General features: G+C 75.5%; 21 protein-coding genes. 17 read left to right on the top strand and 4 right to left on the bottom strand.

Features of this window, described 5'->3' with window-relative positions:
* The 13 genes from AC0IVP_RS17480 to gcvP all read left to right on the top strand — a co-directional run.
* A partial coding sequence (locus AC0IVP_RS17480; protein ID WP_471758182.1) for a hypothetical protein occupies positions 1-733 on the top strand: 733 nt, incomplete at its 5' end.
* Positions 730-2073, top strand: a complete 1344-nt coding sequence (locus AC0IVP_RS17475) for a CocE/NonD family hydrolase (protein ID WP_471758180.1) — start codon at positions 730-732, stop codon at positions 2071-2073. The genes AC0IVP_RS17480 and AC0IVP_RS17475, both read left to right, overlap by 4 nt.
* Entirely contained in the window at positions 2070-3419 is a 1350-nt protein-coding gene (locus AC0IVP_RS17470) for a YcaO-like family protein (protein WP_471758178.1), read from the top strand. Before AC0IVP_RS17475 ends, AC0IVP_RS17470 begins: the two co-directional genes overlap by 4 nt.
* 97 nt (positions 3420-3516) lie before the next feature.
* On the top strand, positions 3517-4143 hold the full coding sequence (locus AC0IVP_RS17465; RefSeq protein ID WP_471758176.1) for a CDP-alcohol phosphatidyltransferase family protein: 627 nt from the start codon (positions 3517-3519) through the stop codon (positions 4141-4143).
* The gene (locus AC0IVP_RS17460) at positions 4140-5099 is read left to right on the top strand and encodes a DUF881 domain-containing protein (RefSeq protein WP_471758174.1); all 960 of its coding nucleotides are present in this window, start codon (positions 4140-4142) and stop codon (positions 5097-5099) included. The genes AC0IVP_RS17465 and AC0IVP_RS17460 overlap by 4 nt, the downstream gene beginning before the upstream one ends.
* A gap of 4 nt (positions 5100-5103) precedes the next feature.
* Positions 5104-5436 (top strand): small basic family protein, encoded by a 333-nt coding sequence (locus tag AC0IVP_RS17455; RefSeq protein ID WP_056298486.1) that lies wholly within the window; start codon positions 5104-5106, stop codon positions 5434-5436.
* Positions 5437-5446: 10 nt separating this feature from the next.
* Positions 5447-6220, top strand: coding sequence for a DUF881 domain-containing protein (locus AC0IVP_RS17450; protein WP_471758172.1), 774 nt, complete (start codon positions 5447-5449; stop codon positions 6218-6220).
* Positions 6221-6297: 77 nt separating this feature from the next.
* On the top strand, positions 6298-6702 hold the full coding sequence (gcvH, locus tag AC0IVP_RS17445) for a glycine cleavage system protein GcvH (RefSeq protein WP_056298488.1): 405 nt from the start codon (positions 6298-6300) through the stop codon (positions 6700-6702).
* 271 nt (positions 6703-6973) lie between these two features.
* Positions 6974-7492 (top strand): oxoglutarate dehydrogenase inhibitor Odhl, encoded by a 519-nt coding sequence (gene odhI, locus AC0IVP_RS17440; RefSeq protein WP_082557099.1) that lies wholly within the window; start codon positions 6974-6976, stop codon positions 7490-7492.
* Complete coding sequence (gene ftsR / locus AC0IVP_RS17435) at positions 7489-8277, top strand: transcriptional regulator FtsR (protein ID WP_471758170.1); 789 nt, start codon at positions 7489-7491, stop codon at positions 8275-8277. Before odhI ends, ftsR begins: the two co-directional genes overlap by 4 nt.
* Before the next feature lie 150 nt (positions 8278-8427).
* Entirely contained in the window at positions 8428-8919 is a 492-nt protein-coding gene (locus AC0IVP_RS17430; protein WP_056298496.1) for a bifunctional nuclease family protein, read from the top strand.
* 221 nt (positions 8920-9140) lie between these two features.
* Positions 9141-9707 carry a MerR family transcriptional regulator gene (locus tag AC0IVP_RS17425; RefSeq protein WP_056298498.1) on the top strand — a complete coding sequence of 189 codons (567 nt, stop codon included), beginning with the start codon at positions 9141-9143 and terminating at the stop codon, positions 9705-9707.
* A 112-nt stretch (positions 9708-9819) separates the two neighbouring features.
* Positions 9820-12819: an aminomethyl-transferring glycine dehydrogenase gene (gene gcvP, locus AC0IVP_RS17420; RefSeq protein ID WP_471758168.1), complete on the top strand. Its 3000-nt coding sequence runs from the start codon at positions 9820-9822 to the stop codon at positions 12817-12819.
* 17 nt (positions 12820-12836) lie between these two features.
* Here gcvP and AC0IVP_RS17415 read toward each other — a convergent pair whose 3' ends face one another.
* Together AC0IVP_RS17415 and AC0IVP_RS17410 are read right to left on the bottom strand one after the other, a co-directional pair.
* Positions 12837-13226, bottom strand: coding sequence for a universal stress protein (locus AC0IVP_RS17415; RefSeq protein WP_056298501.1), 390 nt, complete (start codon positions 13224-13226; stop codon positions 12837-12839).
* Between the two features lie 52 nt (positions 13227-13278).
* Positions 13279-14718, bottom strand: a complete 1440-nt coding sequence (locus tag AC0IVP_RS17410; protein ID WP_471758166.1) for a CitMHS family transporter — start codon at positions 14716-14718, stop codon at positions 13279-13281.
* A gap of 179 nt (positions 14719-14897) precedes the next feature.
* Between AC0IVP_RS17410 and AC0IVP_RS17405 the strand changes: the two genes are divergently transcribed.
* Both AC0IVP_RS17405 and AC0IVP_RS17400 read left to right on the top strand, forming a co-directional pair.
* Positions 14898-16532 (top strand): sensor histidine kinase, encoded by a 1635-nt coding sequence (locus tag AC0IVP_RS17405; RefSeq protein ID WP_471758164.1) that lies wholly within the window; start codon positions 14898-14900, stop codon positions 16530-16532.
* Entirely contained in the window at positions 16529-17206 is a 678-nt protein-coding gene (locus AC0IVP_RS17400; RefSeq protein WP_471758162.1) for a response regulator, read from the top strand. The genes AC0IVP_RS17405 and AC0IVP_RS17400 overlap by 4 nt, the downstream gene beginning before the upstream one ends.
* On the opposite strand, the gene AC0IVP_RS17395 is transcribed toward AC0IVP_RS17400, so the two are convergent.
* The gene (locus tag AC0IVP_RS17395) at positions 17188-18648 is read right to left on the bottom strand and encodes an aminopeptidase P family protein (protein ID WP_471758160.1); all 1461 of its coding nucleotides are present in this window, start codon (positions 18646-18648) and stop codon (positions 17188-17190) included. The two genes, AC0IVP_RS17400 and AC0IVP_RS17395, sit on opposite strands and share 19 nt — an antisense overlap.
* 54 nt (positions 18649-18702) lie before the next feature.
* On the opposite strand from AC0IVP_RS17395, the gene AC0IVP_RS17390 reads away from it, so the two are divergent.
* Together AC0IVP_RS17390 and AC0IVP_RS17385 are read left to right on the top strand one after the other, a co-directional pair.
* Positions 18703-18987, top strand: a complete 285-nt coding sequence (locus tag AC0IVP_RS17390; RefSeq protein ID WP_471758158.1) for a tetratricopeptide repeat protein — start codon at positions 18703-18705, stop codon at positions 18985-18987.
* Entirely contained in the window at positions 18984-19409 is a 426-nt protein-coding gene (locus AC0IVP_RS17385; RefSeq protein ID WP_471758156.1) for a VOC family protein, read from the top strand. The genes AC0IVP_RS17390 and AC0IVP_RS17385 overlap by 4 nt, the downstream gene beginning before the upstream one ends.
* A 2-nt stretch (positions 19410-19411) precedes the next feature.
* Here AC0IVP_RS17385 and coaA read toward each other — a convergent pair whose 3' ends face one another.
* A complete protein-coding gene (coaA, locus tag AC0IVP_RS17380; protein WP_471758154.1) occupies positions 19412-20374 on the bottom strand; it encodes a type I pantothenate kinase in 963 nt (320 codons plus the stop codon).
* Between the last annotated feature and the right edge of the window lie 76 nt (positions 20375-20450).

Genomic DNA, 20450 nt, shown 5'->3' with positions numbered 1-20450 from the left:
AGACCCGATGACCCCCCGCCTGCGCGAGTCGCCCCTGCTCACCCCGGGCACCGCCCTGCTGCCCCGCGACACGGGCTGGCTGCTGCGGACCGCCGACGGCACCGAGCACACCGTGCTGCTGGACGAGGCGGACACCGGCGCCCTGCTCGACGCGCTCGTCACCGGCACCCTCCCGGCCCTCCCGGCCGCCCGCCGTGCCCTGCAGGCGCTGGTCCTCGCCGGGCACGCCGTCGCCCCGGACGCCGACCCGTCGCCCCGGGTCGCCGTCTCCGGTGAAGGCCCGCTGGCCGCCGCGGTGGTCGACGCGCTGCGCGCCACGGGCGCCCTCCCGGTCGCACCGGGGGAGGCCACCACCGTGGTGCACCTCCTCGACGCCGCCCCCGGCCCGACCGGTCCGCCGGCGGGCGAGCTGGCCTGCTGGGTCGAGGGCCACCGGCTGGTGCTCACCCCCGTCGCGGTCAGCGCGCCGGACACCGCCGCCCGCCACCGCGCCGCGCACCGCCCCGCTGCCCCGACCGAGGACGGCGTGGTCTCCGGCCGCCCGGTGCCCTCCCCGCGGGCCCGCGTCCTGGCGGCTGCCCTCATCGCGACCGAGGCCGTGCGCCGGGCCGAGATCGCGCCCGCCGGACCACGCACGGTCGACCGGGACGACCACCTGGCGACCGTGCTGGACCTGCTGACCCTGCACGTCACCCGGCACCCGGTCCTGCCGGTGCCGCCCGTCCCCGCGTGAGGGACGGCGCGCACCGGGTCGGTGACCTGGGCACCCGGGTGACGCTGCCCGACAGCGCACCCCGCGCCGTGCTCGTCGTCCGGACGCCGTACGGGGCCGACGCCCACCGGGCCGAGGGAGCCGCCTGGGCAGCCCGGGGCGTCGCCTTCGTCGTGCAGGACGTCCGTGGCCGGCACACCTCGCCGGGGGACTTCGCGCCCTACGCCGACGAGGGGCCTGACGGGCTGGCGCTGCTGACCTGGGTGCGCAGCTGGACCGCCGCCCCCGTCGTGCTGCAGGGCTCCTCGTACGGGGCGCACTGCGCCCTGGCGACCCTCGACGCGGCGGCCGGGACGCCCGGCGCGCCCACCCCGGACGCCATGGCGCTCGCCGTGCCGGCGCCGGGGCTGGGGGAGACCGCGCGGACCCCGGACGGCGCCTTCCTGCTGCAGTCCCGGCTGGGCTGGTGGACCGAGCACGCACACACCCCGACACCGTCGCCCGTGCCGGCCGCCCTGCCCGGGCTGTGGCAGCGGCTCCCGGTGACCACCGCCGGCGATCACGCCCCCCGGCCGGTGCCCTCCTGGCGCCGGGTGACGGCTGCCCGGCGCACCGACGACGAGCGGGCCCGGCTGCTGGCCGCCCAGACCTGCCCGCTGCTCGTCGTCGGCGGCACCGCCGACTGGTTCGCCCGCGAGGCCGTGCGCACCTGGGCGGACTGGGGCGGCCCGGCCCGGCTGGTGCTGGGCCCCTGGGACCACGGCCTCCGCGGTGCCTCCCGCGCCGCCGTCACCCTGGACTGGCTGGACGCCGTCGGGCACGGCCGGCCGCCCGTGGGGGCCCTGGTCGTCGACGGCCGGGGGGCGCAGCGCGAGCTGGGCAGCTGGCCGGCCGCCGTCCGCGGCACCGTCCTCGCCGGCGGGGTCGTGCACGCCGACGCCCGCCACCCGCGCCCGTCCCCGCCGCTGGGCAGCCGCACCCTGGCCCCCGGTCCCCGGGCCGACCAGCTGGTGCTCCCGGTCCCACCGGCCGCGGTCGACCCCGGCGGCGGCCTGACCGGCGACGTCACCGTGACCGTGCGCGCCGACGGCCCCGGCCACTGGTGCGCCTCGCTGGCCCTCCGCGGGCCGGGCGGGGCGCTGCAGGAGCTCGCCCACGGTGGCTCCACCGGCCCGCGGGTCCGGCTGGGGCCCGTCGTCGTCCCACCCGCGGACGGCGGCGACCTGGTCCTCGTCGTCTCCCCGCACGACTTCCCGCGCCACGCCCGGGACCTGCAGTCCGGTGCCGACCACCTCACCGGCACCGGGCCCGCCCCGGCCCGGCGCACCGTCCACGCCGTCGAGATGGAGACCCCCGCATGAGCCTGCTGACCGTCGAGGACCTCGTCGACCCCTGGTGCGGCCTGGTCCAGGCCCTGCACCAGGTGGAGCGGCTGCCCGGGATGCCCGCCGCCTACGTCGGGCTCACCGCCCAGGTCGCCGACGCCCGGGTGCACGGCACCTGGCCCAACGACCTGGTGTCGCTGGGCACCACGTTCGGCGACCCCGCCGGTGCGCGGATCGCCGCCATCGGCGAGGCCGTCGAGAGGTACTGCGGCAACCACGTCCCCGACGGCCTCCGCCGGGCGAGCGCTGCCCGGCTGCGGGCCGAGGGGCACCGGCTGCTGGGGCCCGAGGACCTGCCGTTCTTCGCCGACTGGCAGCACGAACAGCCCGAGTTCCCCTTCACCCGGTTCACCGACGACGTCGAGACCAGCTGGGTGACCGGCACCGGCGAGGACGGCCCGGTCCTCGTCCCGGCGTCCTGGGTGCACCTGAACTGGCGCAGCGGACCGCGCCGCGCCGAGCCCTGGCTGCACCCGCTCAACTACGCCGGCATCGCCACCGGCCAGGGCGCCGCCGACGCCACCCGCCGCGGGCTCCTCGAGCTCGTCGAGCGCGACGCACTGTCCTCCTGGTGGCACCTGCGCCGGCCCGCCGCCGGCATCGACGTGGACAGCGTCCCGGGGCTGCGCGACCACCTCGGGGACACCCGGCTGCAGGTGCACCTGCTGGCCCTGCCCAGCGACCTCGGCGTCCCCGTCGTCGCCGCCGTCGTGCACGACCCCGTCACCGGCATCGCCGCCGGCGGGTTCTCCGCCAAGCTCGACCCCGCCGAGACCGCCACCAAGGCGGTGCTGGAGGCCGTGCACAGCTGGGTCTTCACCCTGGGCATGCTCGACGCCGACGGCTGGGTCTTCCAAGCGATGGACGCCGGCGTCCTGTCGGCGGGGCTGTACTTCCCGCACCGACCCGACCGGGACTACCGGGACCTCACCGGCCCCCGGTGCGAGCGGGTCCGCGACCTGGGCGCCCAGGCCCAGGTCTGGCTGGACCCCCGCGTGCAGGCCGAGCTGCTGCCCCGGTTCACCGCCCCCGCCGAGCGGGTCCCGCTGAGCTCCCTGCCGGTCGGCACCGAGGCGGGGCTGCGGGCCGCGCTGGCCGCCGGGGGGCACGAGGTGGTCGTCTGCGACCTGACCACCCCCGACGTGGCACTCACCCCGCTGCGCGTCGTGCGGGTCTGCGCCCGCGGCCTGATCCCCAACGCCCCGGCCGCCTTCACCTACTTCGGACTGCCCCGCTGGCGTGAGCTGGCCGGCCGGCTCGGGCTGCCCGCGGACCCGAGCGACCCGGACAGCCTCCTGCTGCTGCCCCCGCCCAGCCTCTGAACCACCGCCCGGGGACGCGGGGCGTGGGCCGACCCGGGTGCGGGCACTAGCCTGGTCGCCGGCAGCACGGGGGAGCTGGGGAGTGGGTGGGGACGGCGTGACGCGGGCGGACGGACGGTCGGGGGACGCAACGGTCCCGGCACCCTCGCGGGACGAGCTGGGCGACCGGGTCCTCACGGTGCCCAACGCCCTCTCGGTGCTGCGCCTGCTCGGGGTGCCGCTGTTCCTCTGGCTGCTGCTGGGCCCGCAGGCCGACGGCTGGGCCGTGGTCGTGCTGATGGTCTCCGGCGTCACCGACTGGGCCGACGGCAAGCTCGCCCGGGTGCTGGGCCAGTCCAGCCGGCTCGGGGCGCTGCTGGACCCCGCGGCCGACCGGCTCTACATCGTGGCCACCCTGGTCGCCTTCGTCCTCCGCGACGTCGTCCCGCTGTGGATCGTGGCCGCACTCGTCGCCCGCGAGGTCGTCCTGGGGGTCGTGCTGCTCGTGCTGCGCCGGGCCGGGTGGCCGCCTCTGCAGGTCCACTACCTGGGCAAGGCTGCCACCTTCATCCTGCTCTACGCCTTCCCCCTGCTGCTGCTGGCCGCCGGCACCGGCTGGCTCGCGCCCGTCGTCGCCCCGCTGGCCTACGCGCTCACCGTCTGGGGATCCGCGCTGTACCTGCTGGCCGGCGTGCTCTACGTCGTCCAGGCGGTCGGGCTGCTCCGCCAGGGCCGCACCGCGTGAGCGCCCCAGCGCCGCCGCGCCCCCCGGGCCGGTCACTGGGTTCCTCGCTGCTGGACCAGGTGCTCGCCGAGACCGTCGACCCCGCCTACGCGCGGGCCGCCGAGGCCAGGCGGGCCCGCGCCGAGACCGCCGCGGCCAGCGGCTCCGCGCCGGTCCCCGAGCGCGGCCGACGCCGGGGGCAGGCCCTGGTCGCCGTCACCATGGTCCTGGCCGGCCTGCTCGCCGCCCTGACCTACTCCGAGGCCTCCTCGGGCGCCGAGGGCCGCGAGGAGATCCGCGAGGCGCTCATCGCCGACATCGACCGGGAGTCCGCCGTCACCGACGACCTGGTGACGTCGCTGACCGACCTGCAGGGCGAGGTGACCGCCGCCCGCGACGAGGCGCTGGCCGCCAGCTCCGTCGGCCAGCAGGCGCTGGCCCGGCTGGCCGCGGCCGAGGCCGGCGCCGCCGCCTCGCCCGTCCGCGGGCCGGGGCTGCTCGTCACGCTGGGCAACCCGCTGCCCTCGGCCGACGAGGACCCGGTGGGCGGGACCGGCACCGACGACCCCACCGCCGTGGTGCTGGACCGGGACCTGCAGCTGCTGGTCAACTCGCTGTGGGCCGCCGGCGCCGAGGCGATCAGCGTCGACGGCCAGCGGCTGGGCCCCACGACGGCCATCCGGCAGGCCGGCGGGGCGATCCTGGTCGACTTCCGCCCGGTCAGCAGCCCCTACGAGGTGCTCGCCGTCGGCGACCCCGACCAGCTCAACAACGGCTTCCTGCGCTCCCCGGAGGCCACCTACCTGGCCAGCCTGGAGATCTCCTACGGGATGGTCTTCACCTTCGGCCGTGCCGACGACCTCGCCCTGGCAGGCGCCAGCAGCACCGAGCTGCGCGAGGCCGGTGTCGTGCCCGAGCCCACCGCGGCACCCGGCGACCCCGCCCCGGCGCCCGCCACCGACGAGGACGGAGACTGACCCGGTGATCCCCATCCTCGGCCTCGCGGTCGGCGTGGTGCTCGGCCTGCTGCTGGACCCCAACGTCCCGGTGTGGCTGCAGCCCTACCTGCCGATCGCCGTCGTCGCCGCGCTCGACGCGGTCTTCGGCGGCATCCGCGCCCGCTTCGACGGGATCTTCGACGCCAAGGTGTTCGTGGTGTCCTTCGTGTCCAACGTCGTCGTCGCCGCGCTGATCGTCTTCCTCGGCGACCAGCTCGGCGTCGGCGCGCAGCTGTCCACGGCCGTCGTCGTCGTCCTGGGGATCAGGATCTTCGGCAACGCCGCGGCCATCCGCCGGCACCTGTTCCGGGCGTGAGGGCGGCCCGGTGAGCGAGCAGCAGGTGGACCGGCCCGACGACACCCCGGCCGCGGCTGCGGAGCCCGAGCAGTCCCCGTGGCGCCGGTGGCGCTCGGGACGACGGGACCGGCTGGCGGCCGCGCTCATCGGCGTGCTGACGCTGTTGCTGGGCTTCGCCTTCGCCGTCCAGGTGCGCAGCACCGACGCCGACGGCACCTACGCCGGGGCGCGCGAGGAGGACCTGGTCCGCATCCTCGACGAGGTGAACGCCCGGGAGGACCGGCTGCGCGACCAGATCGCCGAGCAGCGCGCGGCCCTGGAGCAGCTGACGAACTCCGACAGCCAGGCGGCCACCGCGCTCAGCGAGGCCGAGCAGCGGGCCACCGCGCTGGGCATCCTCAACGGCACCATCCCCGCCCAGGGCCCCGGGATCACCATGACCATCACCGACCCGGCGGGGGAGGTGTCGGCGGCGGTGCTGCTCAACGTGGTCCAGGAGCTGCGCGGCGCGGGTGCGGAGACCATGCAGGTCGACGGGGTGCGGATCGGGGTGTCCAGCGCGGTGACCGGTGACCCCGGCGCGCTGCAGATCGACGGCGAGGACCTGCAGGCCCCCTACGAGGTGGTCGCCATCGGGTCGGCCCAGGACCTGTCCGTGGCCATGCAGATCCCCACCGGGGTCAGCTCCACGGTCCGCGGCAAGGGCGGCGACGTCCGGATCGAGCAGTCGGACCTGGTCGTCGTCGACGCGTTGCGGGTGCTCGACGACCCTCAATACGCTGACCCCGACGACGGCGACTGACACCGGCCCACGCCCCGCGTGGACCGCGACCCGGCACCCGGGCCCGCCGCAACCCCCTCACCTCCAGGAGACCCCTCGTGAGCACGCCTGACGACCGCCGCTACACCGACCAGCACGAGTGGGCCCAGGTCCAGGGGCCCGCCGGGGCCGCCACGGTGGTGCGGATCGGCATCACCGACCACGCCCAGGACGCCCTGGGCGACATCGTCTTCGTGCAGCTGCCCGAGGTCGGCGAGGAGATCGCCCCCGGCACCGCGATCGGCGAGGTCGAGTCGACCAAGAGCGTGTCGGACGTCTACGCCCCGCTGGCCGGCACCGTGAGCGCCGTCAACGGCGCCCTGGCCGAGACCCCGGAGACCGTCAACTCCGACCCGTACGGGGAGGGCTGGCTGATCGAGATCGAGGTCACCGGCGACGACGGCGACCCCACCGAGCCGCTGCTGGACGCCGCCGCCTACCAGGCGCTCGTCGAGCAGGGCTGACGGCCCGCCGTCCCCGTCCCGGGTGCGGCGATCACTATGCTCGGACCCGCCGGTCGGCAAGACCTCGACGACCGGCGCGCACCACCGGGTGGGGGCAGACCCTCACCCTCCAGGTCCGGTTGACCCTCGGGTCGGCCGACTGGTTCCATGACCCCGGCCCGCCCGCTCCTGCGGCGGCCGACCCACGGCGGGCCACCCGGCCCACCGTCCGCCGGCCGGCCGCGGCCCGAGAGGGACGCGGCGGCGCCGCCTGCTCACCGGAGGAGAACCCGTGCACTGCACTCGTTGTGGACACCAGAACCCCGAGGGCAGTCGCTTCTGCGCGCAGTGCGGCTCCGCCCTCTCTCCCGAGCGCGTCGGTGAGTCCACCAGCGTGATCCCCAAGGTCGGCGGCGAGGACTCCGGTGAGCAGGCCGAGGTCGTCGAGTCCCCGGCCGACGCGCACGCCGGTGCCGTCGAGTCCCTGCCCGCGGGGTCGGCGCTGCTGGTCGTCAAGCGCGGCCCGAACGCCGGCAGCCGGTTCCTCCTGGACCAGGAGGTCACCACCGCCGGTCGGCACCCCGACAGCGACATCTTCCTCGACGACGTGACCGTGAGCCGCCGGCACGTGGAGTTCCACCGCGAGGGCGGCGGCTTCACCGTGCACGACGTCGGCAGCCTCAACGGCACCTACGTCAACCGCGAGCCGGTCGACGTCGCCTCCCTGGCCGGCGGTGACGAGGTCCAGATCGGCAAGTTCCGGCTCGTCTACCTGACCGGGCCGCGCACCGGCGAGCCCGCCTCGTCGTGACCGCGGCGCCCCGGCCCGAGCCGGACGCCGACACCCAGCCCCGGTTCACCATCGGCGAGGTCCTGGCCGGCGTGCGCGGGGAGTTCCCCGACGTCACGATCTCCAAGATCCGCTACCTCGAGGGCGAGGACCTGGTCCACCCGCAGCGGACGCCGTCGGGGTACCGCAAGTTCTCCACCTCCGACGTCGCCCGGCTGCGCTTCGTGCTGGCCGCGCAGCGGGACCAGTACCTCCCGCTGCGCGTCATCAAGGAGCACCTGGACGCCCTGGACCGCGGGGAGCCGCTGCCCGACGGGACCACCCGGGTGACCGGCCAGCCCCCGGTCCCGGCGTCGGCCCCCGACCCGGAGCCGACGCCCGTGGGCACCGGCGCCGAGGCCGCGGTCGACGACGTCGCGGCCGGGGAGCCGATGTCCCCCGAGGACTTCGGGGCCGCCGCCGGGCTCGACCCGGTCCAGCTGGCCGACTGCGTGCAGTACGGCCTGCTGACCCCCGACGCCCAGGGGCGCCACCCGGTCGCCGACCTGCCGATCGCCAGCGCGGCCGGCGGCCTGGCGCGGCACGGCATCGAGGCCCGGCACCTGCGGGTCTACCGCAGTGGGGCCGAGCGGGAGGCCCAGCTGCTCGAGCAGGTCGTGGCACCGGGCCTGCGGGCCCGCTCGGAGGAGGCGCACACCCGCGCCGCCGAGCAGCTGCGCGATCTCGCCGCGCTGTCGGCCCAGCTGCACACCGCGCTGCTGGAGTCCCGGCTGCGTGACGTCCTCGGGGAGCCCCTGGCCGACTGAGGCGGGCGTACCGTGTCGCCGTACGGACGGTGACCCGGACGCCCCTCCCCGGGGTCCCGGCGGCACCGGCCCGGACAGACCAGACGACACCCGCCGACGCCGGGCCGCGCACCGCGGCCGCCGTCGGCACCACGCGGGAGGAGCCACACCGTGCAGGAGCTGCGAGTCGTCGGTGTCCGGGTCGAGCTGCCCGGCAACCAGCCCATCCTGCTGCTGAAGGAGACCCAGGGGGAGCGTTACCTCCCGATCTGGATCGGCGCCGTCGAGGCCGCCGCCATCGCCTTCGAGCAGCAGGGCGTCCGGCCGGCGCGGCCGATGACGCACGACCTGCTGCGCGAGGTGGTGACCGCCCTGGGCGCGAGCCTGGAGGCCGTGCACATCACCGAGATGCGCGACGGCATCTACATCGCCGAGCTGGTCTTCGGGGACGAGCGCACCGTCAGCGCCCGCCCCTCGGACGCCGTCGCCCTGGCCGTGCGGACCGGTGCCCCCATCTACGGCGCCGAGCAGCTGCTCGACGAGGTGGGCATCGAGATCCCGGACGAGCAGGAGGACGAGGTCGAGAAGTTCCGCGAGTTCCTCGACCAGATCAGCCCCGAGGACTTCGAGGCCGGCTCCGGCGGTCCGGGCACCCAGTCCTGACTGGCGGTGACCGCGCGACCACACACCGAGGGTCCGCAGGTCACGGTCCGGTCACCCTCTCGGGTGAGCTGCTCGACACGCCGTCGCCCTCGGTTGACCGCCCCTGGGCACGGGCCTAGGTTCGCAGAACGACCCCGGTGTGACTCACACGGATGTGACTCACGGGTTGCGCGACACCGGCCCCGACCACGGGGCGGACGCACCACGAGGAGGACGCTGACGTGAGCGATCAGAACAGCGGGCAGGGCCAGCTGTTCACCGACGCAGCAGTCGGCGCACCCTCCTACGACGAGGCCGACAGCGAGGCCTTCGGCTACCGCGGTCCCACGGCGTGTGCCGCCGCTGGTATCACCTATCGGCAGTTGGACTACTGGGCGAGAACAGGTCTGGTCTCCCCGTCGGTCCGCACCGCCACCGGGTCGGGCACCCAGCGCCTCTACAGCTTCCGCGACATCCTCGTCCTCAAGGTCGTCAAGCGACTGCTGGACACCGGGGTCTCGCTGCAGAACATCCGCAAGGCCGTCGACCACCTGCGTACGCGGGGGGTCAAGGAGCTGTCCAACATCACGCTGCTCTCCGACGGCGCGACCGTCTACGAGTGCACCTCCGCCGAGGAGGTCGTGGACCTGCTCGCCGGCGGCCAGGGCGTGTTCGGCATCGCCGTGTCCGGTGCGTTGCGCGAGCTGTCCGGTGAGCTCGCCGAGCTGCCCGCCGAGCGCATCGACGGGCGCACGCTCGACGCAGACGACGAGCTGTCCGCCCGCCGCCGCCGTCGCGCCACCGCCTGAGCCACACCCTCCCGAGAGCCCCCGCCGGCAACGGCGGGGGCTCTCGTGCGTCCAGGCCCCACGCGCCCGTTCCGTCACCGGCCGGACGCGCTCCGCTGGTAGCGTCTGAGCAGTGGCTGACCGCACCAGCAATGCCTCCGTACCGCTGACCGGGTCGTTGCCCCCGCTCACGGACCTGCAGCCGCGAGGGGCCTTCGCCGCCCGGCACATCGGCCCCCGGCCGGCCGACACGCAGGCGATGCTCACCGCCGTCGGCCACGACTCGCTGGCCTCCCTGGTGGACGCCTGCGTGCCCGAGGTCGTCCGTGACCGCGCCGCCCTGGACCTGCCCGCGGCGCAGGGCGAGGCCGAGGTGCTCGCCGCCCTGCGGGAGCGCGCGTCGGCCAACGAGGTGTTCACCTCGATGATCGGCCTGGGTTACTCCGGGACGACGACGCCGGCGGTCATCCAGCGCACCATCCTGGAGAACCCGGCCTGGTACACCGCCTACACGCCCTACCAGCCCGAGATCAGCCAGGGCCGGCTCGAGGCCCTGATCAACTTCCAGACCACGGTGGCCGACCTCACCGGGCTGCCGGTGGCCGGCGCCTCGATGCTGGACGAGTCCACCGCGGCCGCCGAGGCGATGACCCTGGTCCGCCGGGCCGGCCGCGCGAAGGTCGACGCCGTCTTCGTCGTCGATGCCGACACGCTGCCGCAGACCCTCGCGGTGCTGCAGACCCGGGCCGAGCCGCTGGGCATCGGGCTGCACGTCGCCGACCTGTCCGCCGGCTGGCCCACCGACCTGCCCGAGGCCGGCGCCTTCGGCGTGCTGCTGGCCTTCCCGGGTGCCTCTGGCGCGGTCCGCGACCACCGGGCGTTGGCTGCCGCCGCGCACGAGGCCGGTGCGGCCGTCGTCGTCGCCGCGGACCTGCTGGCGCTCACCCTGCTGGAGGCACCGGGGGAGTGGGGCGCCGACGTCGCCTGCGGCACCACCCAGCGCTTCGGCGTCCCGATGGGCTACGGGGGCCCGCACGCCGGGTACCTCTCGGTCCGCGAGGGCCTGGCCCGCCAGCTCCCGGGGCGGCTGGTCGGCGTCTCCGTCGACGCGGACGGCGACGTCGCCTACCGGCTGGCGCTGCAGACCCGCGAGCAGCACATCCGCCGGGAGAAGGCCACCAGCAACATCTGCACCGCGCAGGTGCTGCTGGCGGTCATCGCCGGTGCCTACGCCGTCTACCACGGCCCCGAGGGCCTGGCCGCGATCGCGGCGCGTACGCACCGCAGCGCCACCACGCTGGCCGGCTGGCTGCGCGCCGGCGGGGTCGACGTCGTCCACGAGCACTTCTTCGACACCGTGCTGGCCTCGGTGCCCGGCCGCGCGTCCGAGGTCGTCGCCGCGGCCGCCGCGCAGCGGGTCAACCTGCGCCGGGTGGACGCCGACACGGTCGCGGTGGCCTGCGACGAGACGACGTCGGTGGACACCCTGCGGGTCGTCGCCGGGGCGTTCGGCGTCGCCGCCGGCGACCTGGACGACGCCACCGAGGCGCTGCCGGGTGCCCTGCGCCGGACCACGCCGTACCTGACGCACCCGACGTTCTCGGCGCACCGCAGCGAGACCGCGATGCTGCGCTACCTGCGCTCGCTGAGCGACAAGGACCTGGCGCTGGACCGGACGATGATCCCGCTGGGCTCCTGCACGATGAAGCTCAACGCCGCCACCGAGATGGCCGCCATCACCTGGCCGGAGTTCGCCGGGCTGCACCCGTTCGCGCCCGTCGAGCAGGCCCGCGGGTACGGCCAGCTGATCGACGAGCTGTGCACCGGGCTGGCCGAGATCACCGGCTACGCCGCGGTGAGCGTGCAGCCCAACGCCGGGTCGCAGGGCGAGTTCGCCGGCCTGCTGGCCATCCGCGGGTACCACCACTCCCGCGGCGACGAGCAGCGCGACGTCTGCCTCATCCCGTCCTCGGCGCACGGCACCAACGCCGCCTCCGCGGTCATGGCCGGCATGCGGGTCGTCGTGGTGGCCTGCGACGAGGCGGGCAACGTCGACGTGGCGGACCTGCGGGCCAAGGTCGACCAGCACGCCGAGCGGCTGGCCGCGCTGATGATCACCTACCCCTCCACGCACGGGGTGTTCGAGACCGCGGTCGGCGACATCTGCGCCGCGGTGCACGACGCCGGCGGTCAGGTCTACGTCGACGGCGCGAACCTCAACGCCCTGGTCGGGCTGGCCCGCCCGGGCCGGTTCGGCTCCGACGTGAGCCACCTGAACCTGCACAAGACCTTCTGCATCCCGCACGGTGGTGGCGGCCCCGGCGTGGGCCCGATCGGCGTCCGGGAGCACCTGGTGCCCTTCCTGCCCGGCCACCCGCTGGTCGAGACCGGCGGCACCGGTCCGGCCGTCGCCGGGGCCCCCTTCGGCTCAGCCGGCATCCTGCCGATCTCCTGGGCCTACCTGCGGCTGATGGGTCCCGACGGGCTGACCCGGGCCACCGAGCACGCCATCCTGGCCGCCAACTACGTCGCCGCCCGGCTGCGCGAGCACTACCCGGTGCTCTACACCGGCGCGGAGGGCCTGGTCGCCCACGAGTGCATCCTGGACGTCCGGGGGATCACCAAGGCCACCGGCGTCACCAACGACGACATCGCCAAGCGGCTGGTCGACTACGGCTTCCACGCCCCGACCATGAGCTTCCCGGTCAACGGCACGCTGATGGTGGAGCCCACCGAGAGCGAGGACCTGGGCGAGCTCGACCGCTTCGTCGACGCGATGATCGCCATCCGCGGGGAGATCGCGAAGGTGGAGTCCGGGGAGTTCGACCGGACCGACAACCCGCTGCGCAACGCCCCGCACACGCTGGCGATGCTGGCCCGCGACTGGGACAAGCCGTACTCGCGGGAGACCGCGGTCTACCCGGTGCCGGGGCTGGTCGGCCGGTCCTACCTGTCCCCGGTCCGCCGGATCGACGGCGCCTACGGCGACCGCAACCTGGTCTGCTCCTGCCCGTCCCCGGAGGCCTTCGAGGACGTCGAGCCGACTGCCGTGCCGAAGGCCGACGCCGACCCGGAGGGCGTGGGGGAGACCGAGACCGCCGGCGTCGAGCGGGAGCCCGTCGCCCAGGCCTAGGCCGGCTCAGCGCGGGGTCAGCCCGGGGTCTTCACCGTGACCACCGGGCAGTGTGCCTCGGCGATCACCCGCATGGCGTTGCTGCCCAGCAGGAACTTCATGGTCACCGACCGGCGTCGCACCGGCAGCACCACCATGTCCGCGCCCTCGGACAGGGTGATGAGCGCCTGGGCGACGTCCTCGGGCTGCTCGTGGAGCACGTAGTCCACCCCGGCAGCGGCGGTCGCGGACTCGATGAGGTCCCGGGTGGCCACCGACAGGTGCACCGGTGCGCTGGGGGTGTCCCCGGTGCTGGGCACCAGGACGGCGGTGGTCTGCAGCCGGCGGGCCCGCTTCAGGCCCCAGGTCAGGGCGGCGCTGCCTTCGGGACGGTCGTTGACGGCGATGACGACGGGTGCGGGGGTCACGGTCTCTCCTGGGTGCTCGTGCTCGGGTGTGTGGGTGTGCCTGGGCCGGCCGTCACGCTCGGAAGGGGACGACGCCGATCAGCAGGGCGACGGCCAGCATCGACAGCGAGCACAGCGCGGCCCGCCAGATGACCTTCTTGTGGTGGTCGGCCAGGTCGACTCGGGCCAGCGAGATCAGCAGCAGCATCGCGGGGACCAGCGGGCTGGTCATGTGCACCGGCTGGCCGATGATCGAGGCGCGCGCCATCTCGACCGGGGTGATGCCGTAGTTGGCCGCGGCCTCGGACAGGATCGGCAGCACGCCGAAGTAGAAGGCGTCGTTGCTCAGGAAGAACGTCAACGGCATCGACAGCACACCGGTGAGGACGGCGAAGTACGGCCCCCAGCTCTCCGGGACGACGTCGACGATCCAGCCGGCCATCGCGGTGTCCATGCCGGTGGCCGAGAGCACGGCGACCAGCACGGCGGCGGCGAACACCATGGAGACCACGGCGACGATCGAGGACGCGTGCTCCTTGATCCGCTCGGCCTGCTCGGCCGGGCTGGGGAAGTTCACCAGCAGGGCGATCGCACTGAAGACCATGAAGACGAAGAACAGCGGGACCAGGTCCAGGCCCAGCAGCACCAGCAGGGCGACGGTGAGCGAGGCGTTGAACCACAGGAGTCCCGGCCGCAGGCTGGCCCGCTCGGGATCCAGGCCGGTCGTGGCGGGGCCGTCGGCGTCCTCGGGGGTGGTGGGGACGTCGTCGGCCTCGCTGTCGTCGTCGCCGCCCGCCGGGCGCGCCACCGGACGGCGTCCGCCACCGGGCCCGCCGGTGCGGAACGCGCCGACCCCGGCGAGCTCCTGCTCACGGACCTCGGTGAGGGAGATGCCCCGCTTGGCGAGCCTGCGCCGCTCGCCCAGGCCCATCAGGACCGACAGCAGCAGGACCATCGCGAACCCGGCGACCATGCTGGGCACCATCGGGTTGAACAGCTCGGTGGGGGAGACGTCCAGCGCCGTGGCCGCCCGGATGGTGGGCCCGCCCCAGGGCAGGATGTTGAAGACGCCGTTGGCCAGGTTCGCCGCGACGGTCAGCGTCACCGGGGACAGCCCCAGCCGCAGGTAGATGGGCAGCATGGCCGAGACGGTGATGATGAACGTCGTCGAGCCGTCGCCGTCGAGGGAGACCACGCCGGCCAGCAGGGCGGTGCCCACGACCACCCGCACCGGGTCGTCACCGCAGACCCGCAGGATGCCCTTGATCAGCGGGTCGAAGAGGCCCACGTCGATCATCAGGCCGAAGAAGATGATCGCGAAGAACAACAGCGCCGCGGTCGTGGCGAACCCGCCGACCTGTTCCTCCACGGCGTCACCGAGGTCCGACCCGGCACCCGCGACGATCCCGAAGACCACCGGGACCAGGATCAGGGCGACCACCGGCGAGAGCCGCTTGGTCAGGATCAGGGCCATGAACACGGCGACCATGCCGAATCCGAGAAGTACGAGCATCGTCGCTCCATCCGATCTGGACGGGCCCGGTGTGCGGGCCCCCCGCCGACCCGACCGGTCGCGGTGGTCCGACGCTAGGAGGGGTGGCGTGCGTCACCGGGCTTGCGCGCGCAGAGATCGGTTGTCCGCGATGACCTCGTTGTGCTCGTTGTGCGCAACGAGCCGGGTAGCCTCCGGTGGTGGATCCCCGCCGGTGGACGTTCACCCGGCAGACCCTCGCCGTCCTGGTCCTGCTGGTCACGGCGGTGCTCGTGGTCGCTCTCGGCGGCTCGGCGGTCGTGCTGCAACGGCAGGCCGACCAGAACGCCGGGCAGGTCGCCCTGGCCCTGGCCCGGGCGGTGGCCGAGGACGAGGTCGTCCGGGCCGGTGCCGCCCGCGCCAGTGACGCGCCGGCACCCGCCGACGACGCGGCCCGCGCCGACCTCGTGGACGGACCGGTGCAGGCGGCCGCGGAGGCCACCCGGCGGCGCACCGGTGCCTTCTTCGTCGTCGTCACCGACGCGCGGGGGCTGCGCCTGTCCCACCCCGAACCCGAGCGGCTCGGGCTGCCGGTGAGCAGCGACCCCTCCGTCGCCCTGGCCGGGGGAGAGGTCGTCGAGGAGGGCACCGGCACCCTCGGGGAGGCGGCCCGCGCCAAGGTGCCGGTCCGGGCCCCGGGGCAGGACCGGGTGGTCGGTGAGGTCAGCGTCGGCGTGCCCGCCGTCGAGGTTGACCGGCTGGCCCGGGACGCGACCCTGCTGGCGGCCGCCACGGCCGTGCTGGCCCTGCTCGGCGGGGTCGCCGGTGCGGTGCTGCTGGCGCGCCGGCTGCGGCGGCTGACCCACGGCGTGGAACCGGAGGAGCTGGGCGCCCTGCTGCAGGGCCACGAGGCGGTGCTCCACGGCATCGGGGACGGCGTCGTCGCGGTCGGCCCGGACGGCCGGGTCGTGCTGGCCAACGAGGAGGCGGTGCGCCTGCTGGGCCGACCCGTCGGCGCCGGGGACACGACCGGGGACTGGCCCGCGGCGCTGCGGCGGCTGGTGGCCGACCCCGACCCGGTCGCCTCGCTGACCGTGCTGGGCGACCGGGCCCTGCTGTGCTCCTCCCGACGGGTCCAGCGCGACGGGCGGGCACTGGGGGTGGTCCTGACACTGCGTGACCGCACTGACGTGGAACTGTTGACCCGCCAGCTCGACGCGGTCGCCGAGGCCGGGACCGTGCTGCGCGCCCAACGACACGAGTTCGCCAACCGGCTGCACCTGGTCGCCGGCCTGCTGGACGCCGGCGCCGGCGCGGAGGCCGCCGAGTACGTGCACACGCTGCTGGGCACCGGACCGCTCGGCACCGCCGTCGAGGGACTGGACGCCGTCCGGGACCCCTACCTGCAGGCATTCGTCGCGGCCAAGGCCGCACACGCCCGCGAGGGCGGGGTGCAGCTGCGACTGGGCGGGGTGGCCGTCCCGGGTCGGCTCACCGACCCGGTCGACGTCACGACGGTGCTGGGCAACCTGGTCGACAACGCGGTCGCCGCCCTGGCGGGCCGCACCGGGGGGGTGGTCGAGCTGGACCTGGTCCAGGACGGGGACACCCTGGTGCTCGCGGTCGCCGACAACGGACCCGGGGTCCCCGCCGAGCTCGGCGACCGGGTCTTCGAGTCCGGGGTGACGGGCCGGCCCTCCGGTGAGCGTGGCATCGGGCTCGGTCTGGTCCGCCAGGTGGCCCGGGCGCGGGGCGGTGCGGCGCGACTGGCGTCGGCCGGTGGCGACGGCGAGCTCGGCGGCGCGGTGTTCGTCGTGGAGCTGCCCGGGGTGCTGGAGAGGGGAGCGGGCCGATGACCGACCTGACGGTGCTGGTGGTCGACGACGACTTCCGCGTGGCCGAGCTGCACGCGCGGGCGGTGGCCGGGGTGCCCGGCTTCGTCGTCGCCGGGCAGGCCGGGACACGCGCGGCGGCCCGGGCGGCGGTGACCGCCCGGCGGCAGTCCGGCGCAGCCCCCTACGACCTGGCGCTCGTGGACCTGTACCTGCCCGACGGGTCGGGGCTGGGGCTGCTGCCCCAGCTGGACTGCGACGCGCTCGTGCTGTCGGCGGCCACCGAGCTGCCCACCTTCCGCGCGGCGCTGCGCGCCGGGGCGCTGGGCTACCTGGTGAAGCCCTTCCCCGAGCGGGTGCTCCAGTCCCGACTGCGGGCCTACGCCCGGTACCGCCGGGTCGTCGACGACGCCGTCGACCTGGACCAGGAACTCGTGGACGCCGCGCTGCACGCGCTGCGCGGGGACGGCGGCAGCGTGACGCGATCGGCGTCCAGCGCGACCCGTGACCTGCTGCTGCAGGCGATGCGGGCCGCGGGGGAGCCGCAGTCGGCAGCCGACCTGGCTGCGGCGACCGGGGTGTCCCGGGCGACCGCGCAGCGTCACCTCGCGGCGCTGGACGCCGACGGGCGCCTCGAGCTGGAGCTGCGGTACGGCAGCACCGGCCGGCCCGAGCAGCGCTACAGCCCGCGCGCCTGAGTGCCGGCGTCGGCCATCCAGGCGACCAGCTCGTCGCCGTCGGTGGGCAGGGCGTCCGACAGCACCCGGGCGGCGCCGTCGGTGACCACCAGGTCGTCCTCGATCCGCACCGCCAGCCCGCGCAGCTCGTCGGGCACGGTGCGGTCGTTGACCTGGAAGTAGAGACCCGGCTCCACCGTCAGCGCGTGGCCGGGCTGCAGGGTGGTGGCCAGGTACTCGGCGCCGTCGACGCGGGCGCAGTCGTGCACGTCGAGGCCGAGCAGGTGGCTGGTCGAGTGCAGCGTGTACCGGCGGTGTGCCCCGGCGCCGGGCCGGGCGAGGTCGGGGTGCAGGGCGTCGTCGGCGGACCAGGCGGTGACCCCCCAGCGGTGCAGGTGGTCGGCCAGCACCCACTGCGCGGCGGCGTGCGCGGCCAGGAAGGCGTTGCCCGCCCGCACCTCGGCGATGCCGGCCAGGTGCGCCTCCCGGACGGCGTCGTAGACCCGCCGCTGCACCGGCGTCCAGCTGCCCGACACCGGCATGGTCCGGGTGACGTCGGCGGTGTACAGCGACGTCGTCTCCACGCCCATGTCGGCCAGCAGCAGCTGTCCGGCCACGATGTCGCCGTCGACGGGGGCCCAGTGCAGCGAGGTGCCGTTGGCCCCGGCCGCGACGATCGAGGAGTAGCCGACGTCGTTGCCCTCGAACCGGGCCCGGCGCCAGAAGGTGCCCTCCAGCCAGCGCTCGCCGCGCCGCCCGTCGCCGGCGAGCAGTCCCGGCAGCTCGGCGACGACGTCGGCGAACCCGCGGGCGGTGGCCGCGCACGCCTCGGCGAGCCGGTCGACCTCCCAGGCGTCCTTGACCGCGCGCAGCCGGTCCACGGTCAGCTCCAGCTCCCGGGAGGCGGCCCCGGGCAGCAGGGCGTCGACGTCGGCGTCCACCCCGGCGAGCAGGCGCACCGGGCCCGGCCGGCCGGCCAGGTCGGCGGCCAGGTCGGTGCGGGGGCGCACGGCGACGGCCAGCCGCCGCGCGGTCGGCTCGGCGCCGGGGACCCCGCCCACCCACAGCGCGCCCTCGCGGCGGTCGGTGACGTAGGTCAGCGTCCCCGGGCCGGCCGAGGGCGGCAGGAAGACCGTGGCGCCGTCGGCGTCGAACACCAGCACGGCACCCTCGGCCTGGTCGCCGGTCAGCCAGGTGTAGGCGCTGGCCGGCCGGAACCCGAAGACGGTGTCGTTGGCCCGCACCGGCGCCGTCCCGGCGGGGACGACGACGGTGCCGGCGCCCAGCGCGGCCAGCAGCCGGGCGCGGTGGTCGGCGGCGGCCTCGGCGGCTCCGTCGACGGCGGGGTGGGCGACGACGGGTTCGGGGTCCCACCCGCCGGCCAGGGTGGTCTGGACCCAGGGCCCGAAGGGCTGGTCGTGCGGGGCGCGGCGGGTGGCGGCGTCGGCGGGCAGCTCGCTCATGGGACCAGTCTGCGGTCCGGTGGGCCTGCGGGCCGCAGGGGGTGACGAGGCAGCGTGCCGGCTACCAGGATCGGCCCGTGGCGGACTTCGACTGGTCTCCGGCAGCGGGAGGCCGTGGGGTTCGCCGTCGGCGCGCTGGCCCCGCACCTCACCCGGTACCGGCGCTCGCTGGAGGCCTACGCCGAGGAGCTGCGGGCGCGGTGGAGGTCGCGCAGCACCGCGACCTCCGCACCGTGGTGCACCAGCTCCCGGGGCCCACAGCGCGGACACCCGTGTCCCGTCCACGCCCGGCGCGAGGCCACGACTGTCGGGGGGTCGTGCCAAGGTGCTGTGCCATGAGACCCGTCGTCACCCTGCTCACCCTCGGCGTCACCGACCTGCCCCGGGCCCGCGCCTTCTACGCGGCCCTCGGCTGGCGGGAGTCCAGCCAGTCCCAGGAGTCCATCGCCTTCCTGCGGGGCGTGGGCTCGCACCTGGCGCTGTGGTCCCGCACCGAGCTGGCCGCCGACTCGGAGGTGACCCAGGACGCCGGCGGCTGGGGCGGGATCACCGTGGCGCACAACGTGGGCTCCCCGGCCGAGGTCGACGCCGTGCTGACCGAGGCGGTGGCCGCCGGCGGGCAGCTGCTGCGCGAGGGGGCGGCCACCCCGTGGGGCGGGTACAACGGCGTCTTCGCGGACCCCGAGGGGCACCGCTGGGAGATCGCGCACAACCCGTTCTGGCCGCTGGCCGAGGACGGCACCTCCCAGCTGCCGGACTGAGCTCAGAGCTTGCGGAGCAGCACCTTGCGCACGGAGTGGTCGGAGGCCTTCTGCAGGACCAGCCGGGCACGCGACCGGGTCGGGGCGATGTTGGTCCGCAGGTTGGGGCCGTTGGTGCCCGCCCAGATGCCGCGCGCGGTCTGGGTGGCCTCCTCGTCGGTCAGGTCGGCGAAGCGGTGGAAGTAGGCGGCCTCGTCCTGGAAGGCCGTGCGGCGCAGGGCGTGGAAGCGCTCGACGTACCACTGCTCGACGTCGGCCTCGGCGGCGTCCACGTAGACGGAGAAGTCGAAGAAGTCCGACAGGAACACCTCGGGCACCCGGCCGTCGGTGCGGCTGCCGGCCTGCAGCACGTTGAGGCCCTCGAGCACCAGCACGTCGGGGGAGTCGACGAGCTGACGGCGGTCGGGCAGGACGTCGTAGGACTGGTGGGAGTACAGCGGGGCGGACACCTCGCCGCGTCCGCTCTTCACGTCGGCCAGGAAGCGCAGCAGCGCCCGGCGGTCGTAGGTCTCCGGGAAGCCCTTGCGTCCGAGCTGGCCACGGGCCTCGAGGACGGCGTTGGGGTGCAGGAACCCGTCGGTGGTCACCAGGTCGACCCGCGGGGTGTCCGGCTGGGCGGCGAGCAGGGCCTGCAGCAGCCGGGCCGTGGTGCTCTTGCCGACCGCGACGCTGCCGGCGACGGCGATGACGAAGGGCACCTTCGCCGTGCTGGCGCCCAGGAACTCCGACTGCGCGGCCCACAGCCGGCGGCTGGCCGTCACGTGCAGGGCGAGCAGCCGGGCCAGCGGCAGGTAGACGGTGTTGACCTCGTGCAGGTCGATCCGGTCGCCGAGGGAGGCCAGCTCCTCCAGCTGGTCCGCGTCCAGGGGCAGGTCCTGCCCGGCGGCGAGCGCCCGCCACTGGGCTCGGTCGAACGCCGCGTAGGGCGAGGGGTGGCTCCGTGGTCCGACCGTCACGGAACACATGGTGCCGTCCGGCTCGCGCGGACCCCCCGCCCGGGTCACCGTGGGGTCCTCCCGGCGGACGCCGGGCCCTCGCGCG

It is taken from the genome of Klenkia sp. AC732, assembly GCF_979256525.1.
Note: the sequence above shows the minus strand (reverse complement) of the source record. Positions and strands in the feature narration are given on the sequence as shown.

Coding starts and splice junctions, on each gene's coding strand:
- AC0IVP_RS17395 (WP_471758160.1), bottom strand. CDS start 18,648: ATGAGCGAGCTGCCCGCCGACGCCGCCACCCGCCGCGCCCCGCACGAC.
- coaA (WP_471758154.1), bottom strand. CDS start 20,374: ATGTGTTCCGTGACGGTCGGACCACGGAGCCACCCCTCGCCCTACGCG.
- AC0IVP_RS17385 (WP_471758156.1), top strand. CDS start 18,984: ATGAGACCCGTCGTCACCCTGCTCACCCTCGGCGTCACCGACCTGCCC.
- AC0IVP_RS17400 (WP_471758162.1), top strand. CDS start 16,529: ATGACCGACCTGACGGTGCTGGTGGTCGACGACGACTTCCGCGTGGCC.
- AC0IVP_RS17470 (WP_471758178.1), top strand. CDS start 2,070: ATGAGCCTGCTGACCGTCGAGGACCTCGTCGACCCCTGGTGCGGCCTG.
- AC0IVP_RS17410 (WP_471758166.1), bottom strand. CDS start 14,718: ATGCTCGTACTTCTCGGATTCGGCATGGTCGCCGTGTTCATGGCCCTG.